At 39.9% G+C, this 17,004-nt stretch carries 20 protein-coding genes; 11 read left to right on the top strand and 9 right to left on the bottom strand.

The features are described from left to right. Positions 1-10: 10 nt before the first annotated feature. Positions 11-262: a TIGR03643 family protein gene (locus IJ00_RS15635; RefSeq protein ID WP_035154445.1), complete on the top strand. Its 252-nt coding sequence runs from the start codon at positions 11-13 to the stop codon at positions 260-262. 48 nt (positions 263-310) lie between these two features. On the opposite strand, the gene IJ00_RS15630 is transcribed toward IJ00_RS15635, so the two are convergent. Then, on the bottom strand, positions 311-1,225 hold the full coding sequence (locus tag IJ00_RS15630) for an alpha/beta fold hydrolase (protein ID WP_035154443.1): 915 nt from the start codon (positions 1,223-1,225) through the stop codon (positions 311-313). A gap of 96 nt (positions 1,226-1,321) precedes the next feature. Here IJ00_RS15630 and IJ00_RS15625 point away from each other — a divergent pair, with 96 nt between their 5' ends. Then, entirely contained in the window at positions 1,322-2,185 is an 864-nt protein-coding gene (locus IJ00_RS15625; RefSeq protein WP_035154441.1) for a shikimate dehydrogenase, read from the top strand. Between the two features lie 169 nt (positions 2,186-2,354). Here the strand turns inward: IJ00_RS15625 and IJ00_RS15620 are convergent, their stop codons facing one another. The 3 genes from IJ00_RS15620 to cobU all read right to left on the bottom strand — a co-directional run bounded on the left by IJ00_RS15620 (position 2,355) and on the right by cobU (position 4,328). Further along, the gene (locus IJ00_RS15620; RefSeq protein WP_035154439.1) at positions 2,355-2,963 is read right to left on the bottom strand and encodes a hypothetical protein; all 609 of its coding nucleotides are present in this window, start codon (positions 2,961-2,963) and stop codon (positions 2,355-2,357) included. Between the two features lie 215 nt (positions 2,964-3,178). Then, positions 3,179-3,610: a hypothetical protein gene (locus IJ00_RS15615; RefSeq protein WP_035154437.1), complete on the bottom strand. Its 432-nt coding sequence runs from the start codon at positions 3,608-3,610 to the stop codon at positions 3,179-3,181. A gap of 166 nt (positions 3,611-3,776) precedes the next feature. Further along, a complete protein-coding gene (cobU, locus tag IJ00_RS15610; RefSeq protein WP_082127447.1) occupies positions 3,777-4,328 on the bottom strand; it encodes a bifunctional adenosylcobinamide kinase/adenosylcobinamide-phosphate guanylyltransferase in 552 nt (183 codons plus the stop codon). A 251-nt stretch (positions 4,329-4,579) separates the two neighbouring features. Between cobU and IJ00_RS15605 the strand changes: the two genes are divergently transcribed. The 4 genes from IJ00_RS15605 (at position 4,580) to hpsU (ending at position 8,323) form a co-directional block, all read left to right on the top strand. Further along, complete coding sequence (locus tag IJ00_RS15605; RefSeq protein ID WP_035154434.1) at positions 4,580-5,347, top strand: hypothetical protein; 768 nt, start codon at positions 4,580-4,582, stop codon at positions 5,345-5,347. 359 nt (positions 5,348-5,706) lie between these two features. Then, positions 5,707-6,639: a glycosyltransferase family 2 protein gene (locus tag IJ00_RS15600; protein WP_035154432.1), complete on the top strand. Its 933-nt coding sequence runs from the start codon at positions 5,707-5,709 to the stop codon at positions 6,637-6,639. 22 nt (positions 6,640-6,661) lie between these two features. Next, positions 6,662-7,609 (top strand): glycosyltransferase family 2 protein, encoded by a 948-nt coding sequence (locus IJ00_RS15595; RefSeq protein WP_035154430.1) that lies wholly within the window; start codon positions 6,662-6,664, stop codon positions 7,607-7,609. Between the two features lie 105 nt (positions 7,610-7,714). Next, positions 7,715-8,323: a hormogonium polysaccharide biosynthesis acetyltransferase HpsU gene (gene hpsU, locus IJ00_RS15590; RefSeq protein WP_035154428.1), complete on the top strand. Its 609-nt coding sequence runs from the start codon at positions 7,715-7,717 to the stop codon at positions 8,321-8,323. Positions 8,324-8,445: 122 nt separating this feature from the next. Here hpsU and IJ00_RS15585 read toward each other — a convergent pair whose 3' ends face one another. Both IJ00_RS15585 and IJ00_RS15580 read right to left on the bottom strand, forming a co-directional pair. Continuing rightward, positions 8,446-9,336 (bottom strand): hypothetical protein, encoded by an 891-nt coding sequence (locus tag IJ00_RS15585; RefSeq protein ID WP_035154427.1) that lies wholly within the window; start codon positions 9,334-9,336, stop codon positions 8,446-8,448. 363 nt (positions 9,337-9,699) lie between these two features. After that, complete coding sequence (locus IJ00_RS15580) at positions 9,700-10,623, bottom strand: energy-coupling factor ABC transporter permease (protein WP_035154425.1); 924 nt, start codon at positions 10,621-10,623, stop codon at positions 9,700-9,702. Positions 10,624-11,215: 592 nt separating this feature from the next. On the opposite strand from IJ00_RS15580, the gene IJ00_RS15575 reads away from it, so the two are divergent. The 5 genes from IJ00_RS15575 to IJ00_RS15555 all read left to right on the top strand — a co-directional run bounded on the left by IJ00_RS15575 (position 11,216) and on the right by IJ00_RS15555 (position 14,028). Beyond that, on the top strand, positions 11,216-11,662 hold the full coding sequence (locus IJ00_RS15575) for a transposase family protein (RefSeq protein ID WP_035154423.1): 447 nt from the start codon (positions 11,216-11,218) through the stop codon (positions 11,660-11,662). A gap of 59 nt (positions 11,663-11,721) precedes the next feature. After that, positions 11,722-11,895, top strand: coding sequence for a hypothetical protein (locus IJ00_RS15570; RefSeq protein ID WP_168163393.1), 174 nt, complete (start codon positions 11,722-11,724; stop codon positions 11,893-11,895). A 105-nt stretch (positions 11,896-12,000) separates the two neighbouring features. Further along, positions 12,001-12,435, top strand: a complete 435-nt coding sequence (locus tag IJ00_RS15565) for a ferritin-like domain-containing protein (RefSeq protein ID WP_035154419.1) — start codon at positions 12,001-12,003, stop codon at positions 12,433-12,435. A gap of 140 nt (positions 12,436-12,575) precedes the next feature. Then, positions 12,576-13,490, top strand: coding sequence for an FTR1 family protein (locus IJ00_RS15560; RefSeq protein WP_035159127.1), 915 nt, complete (start codon positions 12,576-12,578; stop codon positions 13,488-13,490). Between the two features lie 346 nt (positions 13,491-13,836). Beyond that, complete coding sequence (locus IJ00_RS15555) at positions 13,837-14,028, top strand: RNA-binding S4 domain-containing protein (protein WP_035154417.1); 192 nt, start codon at positions 13,837-13,839, stop codon at positions 14,026-14,028. A 1-nt stretch (position 14,029) separates the two neighbouring features. On the opposite strand, the gene IJ00_RS15550 is transcribed toward IJ00_RS15555, so the two are convergent. The 3 genes from IJ00_RS15550 to IJ00_RS15540 all read right to left on the bottom strand — a co-directional run bounded on the left by IJ00_RS15550 (position 14,030) and on the right by IJ00_RS15540 (position 16,996). Continuing rightward, complete coding sequence (locus IJ00_RS15550; RefSeq protein WP_052754467.1) at positions 14,030-14,599, bottom strand: hypothetical protein; 570 nt, start codon at positions 14,597-14,599, stop codon at positions 14,030-14,032. A gap of 80 nt (positions 14,600-14,679) precedes the next feature. Further along, positions 14,680-16,236, bottom strand: a complete 1,557-nt coding sequence (locus IJ00_RS15545; protein WP_035154415.1) for a GMC oxidoreductase — start codon at positions 16,234-16,236, stop codon at positions 14,680-14,682. A gap of 151 nt (positions 16,237-16,387) precedes the next feature. Beyond that, positions 16,388-16,996, bottom strand: a complete 609-nt coding sequence (locus IJ00_RS15540; protein WP_035154413.1) for a heme-copper oxidase subunit III — start codon at positions 16,994-16,996, stop codon at positions 16,388-16,390. Positions 16,997-17,004 lie beyond the last annotated feature (8 nt).

The following is a 17,004-nucleotide window of genomic DNA, read 5'->3' as shown; positions in this document are numbered from 1 at the left end:
TTCCGGTTCCATGAAATTGCCTGACTTAAGTCAAGAAATTATCGACCGAATAGTTGAAATGGCTTGGGAAGATAGAACCCCATTTGAAGCCATTGAAATTCAATATGGATTATTTGAAAAGGAAGTAATTGCTCTGATGCGACGGGAAATGAAAGCATCGAGTTTTAAAATGTGGCGAGAACGGGTGACAAATCGCAAAACCAAACATTTATATAAACGTGATTTTATCTCAGGTCGCTTTAAATCGGATAATCAGAAGTAGGGAATGGGAAAAGTTAATGGTAAAAAAATAGCCTTTTCCCCTTAATTTTTATGCTTTATTCAAAGACAGAACCCAATCTTTTAACAGGGAATTAACCTGATTTGGTACCTCATCGTGGGGACAATGACCAGCAGTGAGAAAATGTTCAGTTAATTGGGGATAATATTGGCGGAATTTTTGGGAACGTTCCCTTGCATTCATCCAAGGATCCCCTTCTCCCCACAGTAACAATAGGGGAGTGGTTAATTGTTGCAGTAAAATATCAACCTTTTCCCCCTGGGGAGTACTAAATACTGAGGAAAATACGTCAAATGCACCGCGATCGCCAGAGGGACGTTGAATTTCTGCAACTAATTGGTCAGTAATCGCACTTTTGTCAAGGTATACTTTCTCTAAAGTTCGGCGAATTACCCAAGGTTGCCTAATGTATTGAAATAATAGAAACCTTGTCCAAGACTGCTGAAAAATTGACTTGGCGAATTTGCCTACAAGTTTTTGTACTGGTGTCGGTTGTGGTGCTGATTTTAACTGAGATTGATTGTCGCTAAAAGGTCCTGCACTATTGAGTAATACCACACCTGCGGCGGCTTCTGGACACTGGGAAGCAACACACAAGCAAGCATAACCACCGAGGGAGTTACCTGCTAATATCGTTTTCTGACCAATCACTTCCATGATAAAGTCATGAATTTGGTCACGCCATAAATCACCACTATACTGAAGTTTCGGCTTGGCAGAACGTCCAAAACCAAGCAAGTCTATTGCCCAGACTTGAAAATCATCGCACAGTTCAGAGATGTTTTTCCGCCAGTGGTCTGTAGATGCACCAAATCCATGGATTAAAAGCAGGGGAGGACGTTTTCCCTGGGGTTCTCCTGCACATACATAGTAAATATTATGCCCTCGCCATTGCCAGTATTTTCCAGGGATGGGACTTGTGGAGGGTGTAGTCGTTACTTGCATTGTGAGGAAATGTTAAGTAGTTTTAATAATCTTAATGTAGCAGTTATCCGAGGTGATAAGCTGGCTATCTATTGGGAATCTTGACAATTGCACAACATGATCACAGGCAAAACTAAGCTACTTGGAGTTATTGGTCATCCAGTGGAGCATTCTTTGTCACCATTGATGCATAACGCCGCGATCGCCAACCTCGGTTTAGACTATATTTACCTGCCTTTCCCCATCAAACCCCAGGATTTGCGAGCAGCAATGGATGGTTTTGCCGCGATTGGTGTTGTCGGTTTCAGTGTGACGATTCCCCACAAACAGGCAATTATTCCTTTTTTGGGAACAGTGCAACCCATCGCTGAAGCTGTCGGTGCGGTAAATACAGTTGTTAGAAAAGATGGTCAATGGCTAGGGACAAATACTGATGTTCCTGGGTTTGTATCGCCTCTGCAAAATCTTCAAATAGATTGGCAGCAAAAGCAAGTAGTAATTTTAGGGAATGGTGGAGCCGCAAGGGCAGTTGTCGCAGGTTGTACCGAGTTGGGTTGCCAGAAAATTCACGTTGTGGGACGCAATTTACAACGTCTCAAGGAATTCCACCAAAGTTGGGAAAATTCTCCCCTAGCAGTTAACTTACAAGTGCATAAATGGGAAGCGTTAAGAGAGTTAATACCCTATGCAGATTTACTAGTCAATAGCACACCTATTGGGATGTATCCGAAGGTGAACGAATCTCCATTGAGTCAGGAAGAAATGGCAGAATTACCATCGGGGGCGATCGCCTATGATTTGATTTACACTCCCAATCCCACACAGTTTTTACAACAAGCACAAACAGTGGGAGCAGTGGCAATTGATGGGTTAGAAATGCTGGTACAACAAGGTGCTGTGGCTTTGAAAATGTGGCTTGATAGAGCAGATGTACCCGTAGATGTGATGCGTCAATCCTTACTGCAATATTTAGGTAGGTGATGGGAAATCATGGAAATACAGTAGATTCGAGGTTTATGAGTTACAGCAACTAATTGAGAAAAGTAATGAATAATGAGTAATCAGTGAGAAATTTACCTATTACTTATGGTGTACCTCATTGATGTCAAAAGCTCTATATTCAAAAAATTCTGACTTTCCCCCTTCTCAATTACCCCTTGCGCCAATTGTGGCGATTCCACTCGTAGATACCGGAAATTTCATATTCTGAACCGTTATCGAAGCGAACAATACAATTAGTCGAGGATTCAATTTCACTATTACCAGGAATCTCATCGACTTGAATGACTATACAGGAAAACCATTCTCGACTACAGGGACCTTGTTCTTGTACCCATTCCCACAGGGCATTACACACTTCAATGCGATCGCCTAGATGAATTGTATCCTGTTCTAGTCGTAAATACTTATCAATATGGTATTGTTCAATTTGGTCTAGCCACGATACCCCATAGCGATCGCGCAGAAATTGCACCGCACCGGAATCATTTTCATGTAGCCAATCATTCAATAATTGAGCTTTCCAAGAGCTATTTTCCTGTTGTTGATATTGCACAAAATTGAGAAACTTTCTTAATTCTTCGGCATTGAGTTTGTCTAAAGGATTCACAACTTCCTCTAAGACAGAATTGTGTTGCGTTTGATTCTGTCTCATTGCTTGCAATATAATATTTTTTTGCGTTTCAGTGAGAGGGCAGCTGGCAACTTGACAAGCAGAAAATGCCGACAATAAAGCTGCTTCTATCTCCTCTTGTGTCATACGCCCATGGCAGTTGAGAGGTTATTTCTCTTATTATGGCAAAATTCTTTGATAGTGGAAATTGTCAATGTCTGCAACTATGCCAAGTGGAGAATCTAAAAAATTAACTCTAATCATCTAAATCTTTAGGGATGATTTGTGTTTTCCCTATTTCTCAATTTTCCTCTAGAGATTGATTCTATATAAGTTATCTAACTAACTTTTTCTTGATACTTCTAAATACTTGTCAGTTCTGTATTTTGCAGTAAGCGATCGCGGATTTTCTGCAAACAATCTTGAGAGTCTACAGGACAATGGGGCAATGGTAACTCAGTATTGGGCCAATCTGGCAAATCATTACAAGGACATGGCGCACCGGATATTCCCAAAGTTGGTAAGGGTACAGGCATTGTACAACGGGCACAGGCAAAAATCTCCCACTGGGGGGATAAAAGTTCGGCAACAGTTTGGTGTGTTCCCTCTAGGTAGCAATTACCCTTATAGTCAAAGATGATTTTCTGCCAACAAGCTTCAAATTCATCACTATAGCGATCGCCATCAATAATTTTTAGTGGTTTTAAGGTTGCTTTTCCGTGACTGACTACAACCCCTTTGCCTATTTGAAACCAATAAGCTAGGTATTTTTTCACATCATTTTTATTTGCCATAACTGTATTTTAATTTCTGCTTTGGAAAATATAGATGCGCAAATCGGAATAAAGCCTTAAGAATATATAAATATTACTCAATCACAGATTTTTCACCCCATCCCCTAGGAGAGAAATTTGTCATGAATTTCCTACTTATTTAATTTTATAACAATGTATCAGGAGATTATTTTTTGGCTGTCAAAGGTGAACCCAGTAAACTTAAATTCAAAACATGACCACCAGTTACTAAATATACTGAGTCACACATTTCACCCAGGTAACGAATTAAACTACCGAGGCGATCGCGGAACTTTCTCCCCATTTCATAGGCAGGAACCACACCCCAACCAGTCTCTTCTGCTACAAAAATTATTTCTGCTGATACTGAATTAATAGTTTCAAATAGTTCCGAGACAATTCCTTGCCAACTTTCCTCATCCTCTTCTAAGAGATTAGCAACCCAAGTGCCCAAAGAATCCACCAGAAGACAGTTATTTGCCTGAGCATTGTTTAAGGTTGCGGACAAATGTATGGGTACTTCCTCAATTATCCAGTTTTCGGGACGACGCTGTTGATGCTGTTGAATACGTTTTTCCCACTCACCATCATTGGGATTCCTGGTTGCTGTGGCAATATAGACAACTTGCTTTTGCGACTCCAGCGCTAAAGTCTCAGCCCATTCACTTTTACCAGAGCGAGTAGAACCAGTGACTAAAATTACTTTACTTTGGTTCATGAAGTTAGTATCTTTAATTAATTGAGGTGGCAATTTTATTTGCTAAAAACATGATTCTAAGAATCATCTTGGTATATTTTGTTTCCCCACTCATACCGAAATCAAGAGTAAACAGAGAACTCCGTACTCAGCAGTGCTAAGAAAATAATCCTATATATTTTTTACCTGGGAAGATGAGTTTTTTGTCCCCAAATAACTTTTAATAGATAAAATTACCACCAAATATCTTCGCGTAAAATCTAGATATTTTTATGAAAGCTAGCATAAAACGTATAGAAGCAACTCTACACGATTTAGGAAATCGCCCGCAGACTTCAGAAGTAACGGAAAATTCCAAATCACCTGTATCATTTCGGATTAGTGTCGGCAAAACAGAACAGACAGAGGAGACGAAACAAACAGTCCCTTCGGAAGTAGAAATCTCCACAGAAGAGACAATCCTTTCCCATCATCCTTCTGTACAAACCTTTCAGGTAGAAGATACTGAGGGTAAAATTCCGAGTTTGCCTAAATTTAAGACTCCCAGTCTCAGTAGTCACCGCAATGGAGCTAATCCAGCTTTAGCGATGAATCTTCTACAAGAAATTCAGGAAGTAGTCGCTGGTTGGCAAACTGAGCTACAGAAAATAGTCCGACAAGTTCAAGATGTTTATTTGGAAGGACCAATTGTGAATGGCTGGTTAGAATCCTACCATTTGACAAAACCAGAGGAAACTGACGGCAAAGCCACATTACGTCATGCTGAAGTTGACGACTTAATGAATTATGTGGAAGAAATTTGTACTCCCAAGGAGAAAAATTCCGATTCTAAGCATAGTGGGTACAAGTTGTGTGGTTTAGATGCTTCTGGTACAGTGTGGTCACGTCCCTGTCCACCCGATCAAGTTGCGAGTGTGAGTATGGCGATCGCCCGTTATCAAAAATTACGCCAACTTCTCGGACGTAAGCAATACTTAGAAACTCGTCTCTCCCAACTTGCCGAAACCCTAGTGGTGCTACATAGTCATATTCAATCTTAAATTAGCAAGTACGAAATTTCCGCATTTAAAACTATATTGAACCCTGACTTTTGACCAAAGTTGGGGTTCTTAGCTAGAAGTACACTGCTTACCACAAGAGATTTAGACTAATTATTTGGGAATCATCAAGGTTTAAATGTGAAGATTCAAACATCTCCTTATCCTTTCCCTGTTTCTACAATCAGCCTCATATCATTCCCAACAGTTATGGAGTGTCAATAAATAAATAAGTTCCGAAAAAACTCGGTTGGTGGATTGCAAATTTTTAGTATAGATTAGCAAGCAGGAATCCGTATGATTTCCTGTGGTTAGTTTGACTTATCACCCAAAAAGCAAATCTAAAATCCCCAACTGAGTATATGCCAGACAAGCAAATTTCTGCCATTATCTGTACTCACAATCGAGATACTTATTTAGGCGCTGCTATAGATAGCCTATTAGCGCAGGACTTTGCTGCTGGCTTTGAAGTGATTGTAGTCGATAATGGCTCTAGCGATCGCACTCGTCAGGTAGTTGAATCTCGGCTTTCAAATCCTAAACTTAAGTACATTTACGAGCCAGTTTTAGGATTATCAGTAGCCCGAAATGCAGGCGCACAAGCTGCCCAAGGCGATATTCTTGCCTACCTAGATGATGATGCCGTTGCTAGTCCCCAGTGGCTGCGAGTATTATACAATGCCTACGAGCAAAATGCCCAACTGGCGATCGCTGGAGGCAAAGTTACCCTGATATTTCCGGAAGGTGTTTCCCCTCCTCGGTGGTTATCTCAGGGATTAGCTGCAAACTTAGGAGCTTATGATCTGGGAGCAACCCAAGTTTATATCGAGAATCCGGGCTTAACCCCTAGAGGTTTAAATTATTCTATCCGTCGCTGCTTTTTAGCAGATATTGGTGGATTTGACCCAAATCTCGGTCGTGTGGGGAAAAACTTACTTTCTAACGAAGAATTGCAAATGACTGAACTCGCACTACAGCGAGGTTGGCAAGTTGCTTATATTCCAGAGGCGATCGCTGCTCACAATGTACCCCTAGAACGTCTGCAACGTTCCTGGTACTTCAACCGGGGTTGGTGGCAAGGTATTAGCGAATGCTATCGTGAACAGCTTGCAGGGAAAGCAGGTTTCGGTCAGTTGCAACGTGGTAGTGAAAGATTTTTGCGTGGCTTATACAAGACATTGCAATATATTTCTGACCCTGCGGAGCGCTTTGATAAACTCGTTTACGCCTACGGTCAGATTGGTTATCTCAACGCTGCTATTCAGGGAATTATATCTACATCTCATAAAAAATAAACATATCAAAAATAATCAAAATATGTCTTCTAAAGTACCAGTTTCTGTACTAATTCCTGCCAAAAATGAGCAAGCAAATCTTCCTGCTTGTCTGGCAAGTGTAGAACGTGCAGATGAAATTTTTGTTGTCGATTCCCAAAGTAGTGATAGAAGCGAAGAAATCGCTCAAAGCTATGGTGCAAAGGTAGTTCAATTTAACTTTAATGGACGCTGGCCCAAAAAGAAAAATTGGTCTTTAGAAAATCTGCCTTTCCGCAATGAGTGGGTATTAATTGTGGATTGTGATGAACGGATCACACCAGAATTATGGGAGGAAATTGACCAGGCGATCGCCAATCCGGAATTTAATGGTTATTACTTGAATCGTCGTGTGTTCTTCCTGGGACAATGGATTCGTCACGGTGGTAAATACCCAGATTGGAACTTGCGCTTATTCAGACATGAAAAAGGACGCTACGAAAATCTCAGCACCGAAGATATCCCAAATACCGGTGATAACGAAGTTCATGAACACGTTGTTTTAGATGGCAAAGTAGGCTATCTCAACAACGATATGCTCCATGAAGACTTCCGCGATCTATTCCACTGGTTAGAACGCCACAACCGTTATTCTAACTGGGAAGCGCGCGTTTATCTCAACCTGCTCACTGGTAAAGATGATAACGGTACCATTGGCGCAAGTTTATTTGGTGATGCCGTACAACGTAAACGTTTCTTGAAAAAGATTTGGGTGCGTTTGCCATTTAAACCCTTCCTGCGCTTTATCCTGTTCTACATCATTCAACGGGGCTTTTTGGATGGCAAAGCAGGTTACATTTATGGTCGCTTGCTGAGTCAATACGAGTATCAAATTGGTGTGAAGCTTTACGAATTACGTAATTGTGGTGGTCAACTCAACACCAAAAAATCCCAACCCCAGACAGATGAGATCAAGATTAAACCATCCTTGCCACAAGAGATGAGTTGTTAGGAATTAGGTAATGGGTAATGGGTAATGGAGAATAGTGATAAAAAACTAATCTTTTCCTTTCCCTTTTCCCTCCCCTTTTAAACCCTTTCACCTTCCCCCCGTGATATGACAACCAATTCACCAGCTTTTGTTGATTTACGCAAGTATGACCAATCATGGTACGATCGCGGTCGCCCCGGTTGGTATGTTTTCCTATGGTGGCTGGTTCAGGCGATCGCCTTCCCCCTAACTCTCCATTCCTTCAATGGTATACGTTGTAACCTATTACGCCTTTTTGGTGCCCGCATCGGAAAAGACGTAATCATTCGCCCCACAGCCCGTTTTACATATCCTTGGAAAATCACCATTGGGGACTACAGTTGGATTGGGGATGATGTCGTTTTATACAGCCTTGACCAAATCACCATCGGTGAACACTGCGTTATTTCTCAAAAAAGCTATATCTGTACTGGTAGTCATGATATCTATGACCCAAGTTTTCAGCTAAAAACAGCACAGGTAACTATTCAAAATGGTGTCTGGGTGGCGACAGACTGTTTTGTTGCCCCTGGAGTCACCATTGGAGCTAATGCAGTAATTGGCGCTCGCAGTAGTGTTTTCAGTGATATTCCTGATAGTCAAGTATCCTGGGGTACTCCCTGCCGTCCCCACTATGCCAGAGTTATGACAGGGGATAAATTGGAAACTGCAACTGTTTCCAGCCCATCGCGTTAATTCTGGTGGTTTTTAGTCAGGGCTTTATACCAATTCACGAAAATATGGTAATTTGGTTCTGGGCAAAGTCAACATTGGCACTAGATTTGAGGGGCTACCGTTATCAATCTATAACTGGCTTCTTAATCTTCTTTGGAAGCTGGGAGTGCTTTTACTTCCTTGACACCCGTAAGGCTTTTCTGTGGTTTCCTATCAAACGCATCCGAAGCTTTTTCAAAGACTTCTTGAATAGTGGGAGTTTCACAAATTAACTTTTCAATTTTTGTGTGACCTGTAGATAGCTCTTCAAACCTAGGAACCCAAAAATCATATATATCAGGAACAGCACCAACTATATCGTAAGGACTAGGAGCGATGTATAGAAGTAAACTTAGCCCCCATGCTTTGACACACGTATATATAGGATTTTTCTTATCTACATCCTTAAGACTATGCTCAGTCATTACTAAATCACTTACAAGCGACTGAGCAGCCTGTTTCAGCCCTTCAGTTCCATCTACTTGATATCTGCGAATTGCATTTAGAAGGTTCTCAATATGTTCTATGAGAAATCTTTTTAATTCTTTAGACAAATCTGATTGAAGAATTTTTTCCGAAATGAGATTGAATTCATTTTTGAGTTTTCCTAGAAAATCATCCTCTAAGAAAATTTCAGGATTCTCTGAATAAAAAAACTCTGCAAGTGAATCCAGTGTAGTAAGGATGCCTTTATCTTTGATATAAGTGACAAAAGTATTCCATTGTACGCTCCATACATGATGAATAATAAAGTATTCATGTAATTTCTCAATGGTTTGGAGGTATCTATCAATTTTTGGCTTAGTTTTAATACTCTTCGCTTCTTCTTCTGCTTTATTTAAAAGCTCGAAAAAGTCTAAAATCTTATGAGGTTGATCACCAAGATTCATTGCTTTCAATAAAATAGGACCAGAAGCTTGTTGTATGTCTCCATTATCAATTGCCTCAGTTAGAATTTCTTCCAATCTTCGTAGTGCATTAGATTGTTGCATCATTCAGTTCAGGTAGATATAATTTAAATTATTTAAAGCCACTTGTATTATATATAGTTACCGAATCATGAGACCGGTTGTGTTAGTACAAAGCTAACAAGCGACTGCACACAGAACGTTGTTACTCAATTGTTTATGATGCTACGTGTATCGGCTCCGGTGAGCCGCAGTCCGTTAGTACTGGTCAGACTATTTTAGATATTGGAACAGGAACAGGTCATCTTGCGATCGCTTTACTCTCAAGTTTTTGGTGATTAGGGGCAAGTTAAGGAAGTATTAGAAACTACTATCCGATACCTTGATTTAAGGGATAGATTACTCACTACAAACCCCTCAAAACTTATGCTGTAACAGAGTATTTCCCCACTACGCATTTTTTGGCTTCAACATTTGAGCAACAGCAAAAGCAACAGCAAAACAAACAGTTGCTCCCACTAATCCAGCAATACTAGTTCCAATACCCTCAGCACCATTAATGGTGTAATCAGCAAAGGGTGTAGGTAAAGAGAAACGAATATTTTCCCCTAACTGAATAAATCCCAAATTCTCTGCAACCTTTTCTAAGCCATCAGGATAAGCAGAAGCAAATAAAGATAGCACTCCAGCAATTAACATTGTCGCCACAACTGGAACCAAAAATCCACGTAATTTTCGTTGCTCTGTGGGTAGTAAATCCGGTCTAACTTTGGCAAGATAGGTAAGAACTCCCCCGGTAATTATCCCTTCACCAATACCGATGAGTATATGTATTCCTGTCATGGCTGGTAAGACTATATTCAGCTTGGCAGTACCAGAAAGGGCTAACTCGATAGCACAGGCGATCGCTGCTACCACCACGCTCATACCCCCAGCGATTCCCGCAGATAGAGGTAAACGTCCCTTTCTACTACCTAATAATTGCTGCAAAGTTTGGGTTAACATCCAACCCACCCATACCCCCACCACTGCCATGTTCAAAATATTCGCACCTAGGGCAGTAATTCCCCCATCAGCAAACAGGACAGCTTGTATAATTAACACCGTCGCAATACAAATTCCTCCAGCCCAAGGACTACCGAGAATCACTGCTGCCAAGGTTCCCCCCAATAAGTGACCACTAGTGCCACCTGCTACAGGAAAATTAATCATCTGGGCAGCAAAAATAAAGGCTGTAGTTAAACCTAACACTGGGGCACGGCGAATACCAAAAGCATCCCGCGATCGCCCTAGGGCAATGCCAATCATAACCGCACTGATAATTCCAGTCGCACCAGCAACAGGTACAGAAACAAAACCATCAGGAATATGCATAACTTTCCTCTATAGATTTATTTATTTTTTGCCAAATTTCTCAGCCCCGATTGTAAAAGCTGGTAATTAATAAAAAACTACAGATTCCTTGACATCACAATGCCCTAGCAGGGGATGCTTATCTTTTTTATAAAGAATTGATGACAATAAGTTATTTATATTTTCTTGCAGATATCTCAAGTCATTTCAAGATTTAATTCTTCATTCATCTTCCAATCTGTACAAGTCAGGATAAATTACATAGCAATTGACATAATTTTCTATTTGTCCTATTCTGTTTACTTGGAGTTAATTGCAAGTAATTATCACTTAAATAAGCAATCTCAACGGTAAATATCCATACATTTCCGAGCAAAAAGTATTTTCTTGGAGAATAGTAATTTCAAATGGGAGTTCACACTGCCTACAGTCTTTTGTGATGGCTTTGTACACCAGATTATAGCTGCGTGGAGATTTATTGTTGCTTAAAGATTAGCAAAACTATTTGAGATATATAAGCAATTAGTTTCTAAATATTACAAAATGTCAAAAAGAAATTAGTGCATTTATTCATGGTTCTTGGTGACAACTGTATCGGAGGTTACATTTTTCGATGGATTTACATCTGACACAATTGCTTAATTTACCTGCTGTGAATGTTGAATCCTATCAATACAAGGAGGATTCCATATATTTTCGGTTGAGCATTGTCACTAAAGGAATATATTGTCCTTGCTGTTTGACTTATACCGAGGAATTGCATCAAGTGAGATTTATAACTGTTCGAGATTTATCTGCTTGGGGGAAAAAAGTTTACTTGCAGCTACCGCGCAGACAATTTTACTGCCGCGTCTCTCAGCGTTATACTACTGAGCGCTTAGGTTTTGTGGATTTACGTCGCAGATATACTAAAAGATACGAAGAGAGAATTTTTCAGCAAGTTCAACGTTTGGGAATTGAGCAAGTTAGCCTAGAGGAAGAAATTCCTTGGGAACAGGTAAAAAATATTTTTAACTATGTCGAAAAAAGACAAGGCAATAAATGTCTATCATTTCACTGATTGTCATAAATAGGGATATTTTTATGAATTGATAATGAAATTTTATCACCATGGGAACTTTGAAATTTTTTTCAAGGGCGATCGCCTTCCTCAGAATTGCAACAGGAAACCTTGCCTATATGCCTTACAGAGAAGAAAAAGTAACCTTTGAATACATTTATACAATATCTCAGGTGCTGCTACCCATGATACAAAATTATAAAATCATCCTGCCCCAGGATAAATATAGTTAAATCCTGGAGAAAAAACTGTACCTGAGATATGATATTCAGGTGCACTCTTCACATTGCACTTTATCAATTTAGTTGATTTAACCTTTATCTTCAGATTAACCACCGATGCAAGAACTAGACCAAAAAAAGACTATCGACCTGCTGAATACCATCATGGAATTTGAACTAGCAGGAGTTGTTCGCTATACTCATTATTCTCTCATGGTCACAGGACCTTATCGCATACCCATTGTAGATTTTTTCAAAGCCCAAGCTTCTGAATCTTTATTACACGCACAGCAAGCTGGTGAAATTCTCACAGGTTTAGATGGACATCCTAGTTTAAAAATAGCACCTATGGAAGAGAGCTATAAGCATTCCGTCAAAGATATTTTAGAAGAAAGTCTGGCGCATGAGAAAAAAGCATTAAAGCTGTATAAAAAACTTTTAGAAACTGTTGAAAATGCCAGTGTTTATCTAGAAGAATTTTCTCGTACGATGATTGGGCAGGAAGAATTACATAATTTAGAATTAAAGAAAATGTTGCGAGACTTCAGCTAAGTAGTTAGCAAATTTTTAATGTCATAATAGTAGGGGTGCAAAGGATTTTTGTACCCCTAAAATATGTCTATTTTGATTGATACTGAAAATAATTCGACTGAATAACCTTCCCACAACACAGTTGTAGTAACAAAATGATGATGGATTGGAGTGTCGCATTACCGACTTTTTTTGTCACTCTCCGTGAGGGTGTAGAAGCTACATTAGTAGTTGGCATTGTTTTAGCTTTATTAAACAAAGCTGGTCAGTCTCGTCTTAATTCCTGGGTGTATGCTGGGGTAGGTGGGGGTTTGGCTGCCAGTATTTTGGTTGGTGGATTGTTAAATTGGGTGACTGGAATTGCTGCTAAATCTGAATATGCATCCGTTACTAAGGAAATTCTAGAAGGATTGTTTGGCGTGTTGGCGATCGCCATGCTGAGTTGGATGCTGATTTGGATGACAAAACAAGCCAGGGTTATGAAATCACAAATTGAGCAAACTGTCAATAGCAGTCTTACAGATACCTCCCACACAGGTTGGGGTATATTTAGCTTAATTTTAGTTGCTGTTGCCCGCGAAGGGTTTGAAACAGTATTTTTTATTGCCGCAAATTTTCAAGCTGGAATGTTGCCAGCAGTTGGGGCGATCGCTGGTTTAATCGGAGCAGTCATCATCGGAATTTTACTATTTAAATTAGGTGTCAAAATCGATATTCGCAAGTTTTTCCAAATCATGGGGACAATTCTAGTTTTTATTGTCTCTGGTTTAGTCGTTTCCGCACTCTATCATTTCGATCAAGCAGTCGCTAACCTAGCTTTAGCAAATAGCAAATTTGCCTCTTTCTGTAACCCTGATTTGCAATCTTCCTGTATTCTCAGTTTTCAAGTTTGGGATACATCAAATATTCTTCCAGATAAGGAATTTCCAGGGATTTTATTCAAATCTTTCCTCGGTTATCGAGAACATCTATATTTTGTCCAAGCTATAGCATATTTAGTATTCTTATTCACTGTGAGTACTATGTATCTTCGCAGCTTTACAGATAATCGAGACAATAAAGTTGTCACAGAATAGTTGGATTAGAGCAGTCCATATACCAGACTAATTGGCATCTTCAGAAATGTTTCTTCTTTAACTAGACTGCTTCTATGTAAATGCAGTTTGGATTTGGGAAAAGTTAGGTATTGTAGTGGGCTGAAACGGCTAAAAATCTGTATAAAAAAGGCTTATCATTTAGTGCCTTCTGATTTCAGAAGTCTTACATAATTTCAACCTTGTCAATCCACTATAATACATAATTTTTTCATACACTCAACCGAATGCATCTAAATAGCTTCAAAAATTAAATAGTCATTCTGTCTCTGTTTACTGCTATACTTCTAATCCCACATAATTGGATTCATAATTGGATTCTGATTTTATGATTAAACTTGACCAATTTTTAAAGTTCGTCGGCGTTGCTGCAACTGGAGGACAGGCAAAAATGATAATTCTGGATGGTGAGGTGCGTGTGAATGATACAGTTGAAACCAGAAGAGGCAGAAAGTTAGCGCCTGGTGATAAAGTTGCCATTGGAGAACAGGTTTTTGAGGTGCAAGATGATATTACATAATTCAACTATTTAGATGTTTTGGGAAAAACTCTATCTGTTGCATAAATAAAATAGCTTTGGCACTCAAGTAAATTATTAGCATCACAAATAGTATCCATGTAATCCATAAATCAGCAATTTCTAAAATCCACAAACTCATTAGTATGAGTCCAAGAATATCAGCGAATAAGACTGGTAAACGCTCGGTAATTTTCCACGGTTTGATATATTTATCGGCGTTAGGATTGATTTTAATTTCTACTAGCAAGTTAAACCAAATCTGACTGAGTAAAATTATAATTGCACCCCATCCCAAATACATAGATGCTAAATAAAATCCACACAGTTCTAAAATAATCGTAATTATTGTGATGATTTTAAACCTTTGCAGGCGAACATCCTGAACTTGTTTTTGAGCATCATGGACTAACTGTAAATCTAATTTTGCCATCCTGGCTTGTTCAATGCCAAAGAAAAACATTGCCAAAGCCAAAATTTGATGGTTGAATGTATTTCCCCAAATCACTTGTGCGAGTATACCCAGACAAGCAGGGAAAAAGAGGCAAAAGATTGTCCCGGTAATTGACATCATGAAAAAACGAATAGGGATAAGGTGAACAAATAATCACAGTAACACCATTCCCCATTCTCACCTACCTAGTGTCCGGAAGATTACTGCAATCTTTCCAGTAAATGTTCACCCACACGCAACGCATTTGCGATGACAGTTAAAGCAGGACTTACCGCAGCAAGGGAGGGGAAGAAACTGCTATCCACCACATAGAGATTATCGAGGTCATGGGTGCGACAATTGAGGTCAAGCACTGAAGTGTCAGGTTGAGAACCAAAACGACAAGTACCACTTTGATGGGCAACTACTTGAATCCCAGCTTCACTGTAAGGATAGAAACCGCGATTATCATGATCGACATTTTTCAAGACTTCAATCCACCGATGTAACAAACGGTCGTGGGATTCTAGATTGTTAGCTGTGTAATCTAGGTATAACTTATCACCTTGAAGGCGCACACGATTATCCGGGTCAGGTAAATCTTCTGTTTGCAACCACCAACCTACCGTCCGAGTGGCAATTTGTTGTAAACCAAATCCCGGCATAAATTTTGTCAGTAGTGCCATGATGGGTGGTGCTTCCGTGGCAATCATATCATGGAGGAGATTACCTGTATTTTGGATGTGACCCATGGGATAGTTAAAATCATCATCACCCCAGTAGAAATCATTCACACAAATCGTTTTTTGGAAGATATCGGGATTCACCTTGGGAGTCAACTGCACAACAGCAGTCATCAGGTGTTTCATGAAATTACGACCTACTAACCCCGAACTATTAGCCAATCCATCGGGATGCTGCTCATTAGCAGAACGCAACAATAAAGCAGCTGAATTCACCGCTCCGCAGGATAAAACTACCACATCACCAAAAAAGAGGAAAGATTCTCCATTTATTTCTGCTTCTACCGCTTTGACTTCTTTTCCCGAAGTGCTAGTGTGCAGACATACCACCTTAGCATTAGTTCTCAAGGTGAGATTAGGATGTTCCATTGCTGGTCGAATACTATCAACTTCCGCATCCGATTTACCATCTACCTTGCAGGGATAACCATCACAGGTTTTACAGCGAACACAATCCGCATTCCCGCTACCATCCTTTTGATTTAACTTAATACCTAAAGGTAAATGGAAAGGATGTAACCCTTGCTCCGCGATCGCGTCACAAATTTCCTGCATTCGAGGTTCGTGACTAATTGGCTGACTGATATAAGTAGTACTACGGGGTGGTTCTGTGGGGTCTTCTCCCTTGCGACCTCGTACTTTATACAAAATTTCCGCTTGGGTATAAAAAGGCTCAAAGTCTCCATACTTCAACTCCCACTCAGGAGACACCCCATCCAGATGTTCTACCTTGTGAAAATCCTGCTCCCGCATTCTCAGGAGCGCCCCACCATAGACTTTAGTATTACCACCAACCCAATAATGAGTCTGAGGACGGAAGGGTTCACCATGGCGATCGTACCATTGTTCCTGGGTCTGATAACGACCTTTAAAAACCTCCCTAGGTTGCCAATTTTCTTCCTCTCTAGGTAAAAAATCACCCCGTTCTAAAACTAGAATTCTTTTACCACTAGGTGCAAGTTTATACGCCAAAGTCCCGCCACCTGCACCAGTACCGACAATAATCACATCATAATGTTGGTCATCAATAATCATACTTATTCTCCTTTTTATTCAGGGGCAGGTATAGACAACAGCTAGCTAGAAAATGGAGTCAGGGAAAAAGTATTTACGATTAACGTTCAGCACTCCGAATATTTTTGTTTCTGAGGGCTAAATTTCCTCTTCCCTCCACTATTTGCCAAACCTACTGCCAGACATAAATCAAGACAAACAAAACAATCCAAATTACATCAACAAAGTGCCAAAACAAAGAAGTTGCATTAATACCAAAATGTCCAGTATCGTAGTTACCGGGAATAAAAGAACGCAGCAACATAATTAACTGCAACAAAATACCCGTAAAGACGTGTAAACCATGGAAACCAGTTAAAAGGTAAAACATTCCTCCATAAACACCGGAAGTAAAGCCAAAAGCTAAGTTACTCCACTCCACTGCTTGTCCATAAAGGAAATAACTACCCATTGCCATAGTTGTCAGCAAAAATGCGCGAAAACCCATTAAGTTGTTTTTGTGCAAACAACGTTCCGCAAAATAAATGACAAAGCTACTAGAAACTAAAACAACTGTATTAATTGCCGGTTCTTTGACTTCTAAACCTGCCACCCCAGTTGGCAACCATTCTGTCAAGGGTGTCATGGTTTTATAGACGATGTAACCAGCAAAGAAACTCAGAAAAATGATGCTTTCTGATAATAGAAATACCACGAAGCCAAACATACTGTTAGCTTCTTCATCGTGGGTATGTTCTGCGGTATGATTGGGCAACTGATGGGAATTAATTGAACTGTCCATGGTTGAGT

The organism is Calothrix sp. 336/3, assembly GCF_000734895.2.
Lineage (GTDB): Bacteria > Cyanobacteriota > Cyanobacteriia > Cyanobacteriales > Nostocaceae > 336-3.
This window is presented reverse-complemented; position numbering and strand designations above follow the sequence as displayed.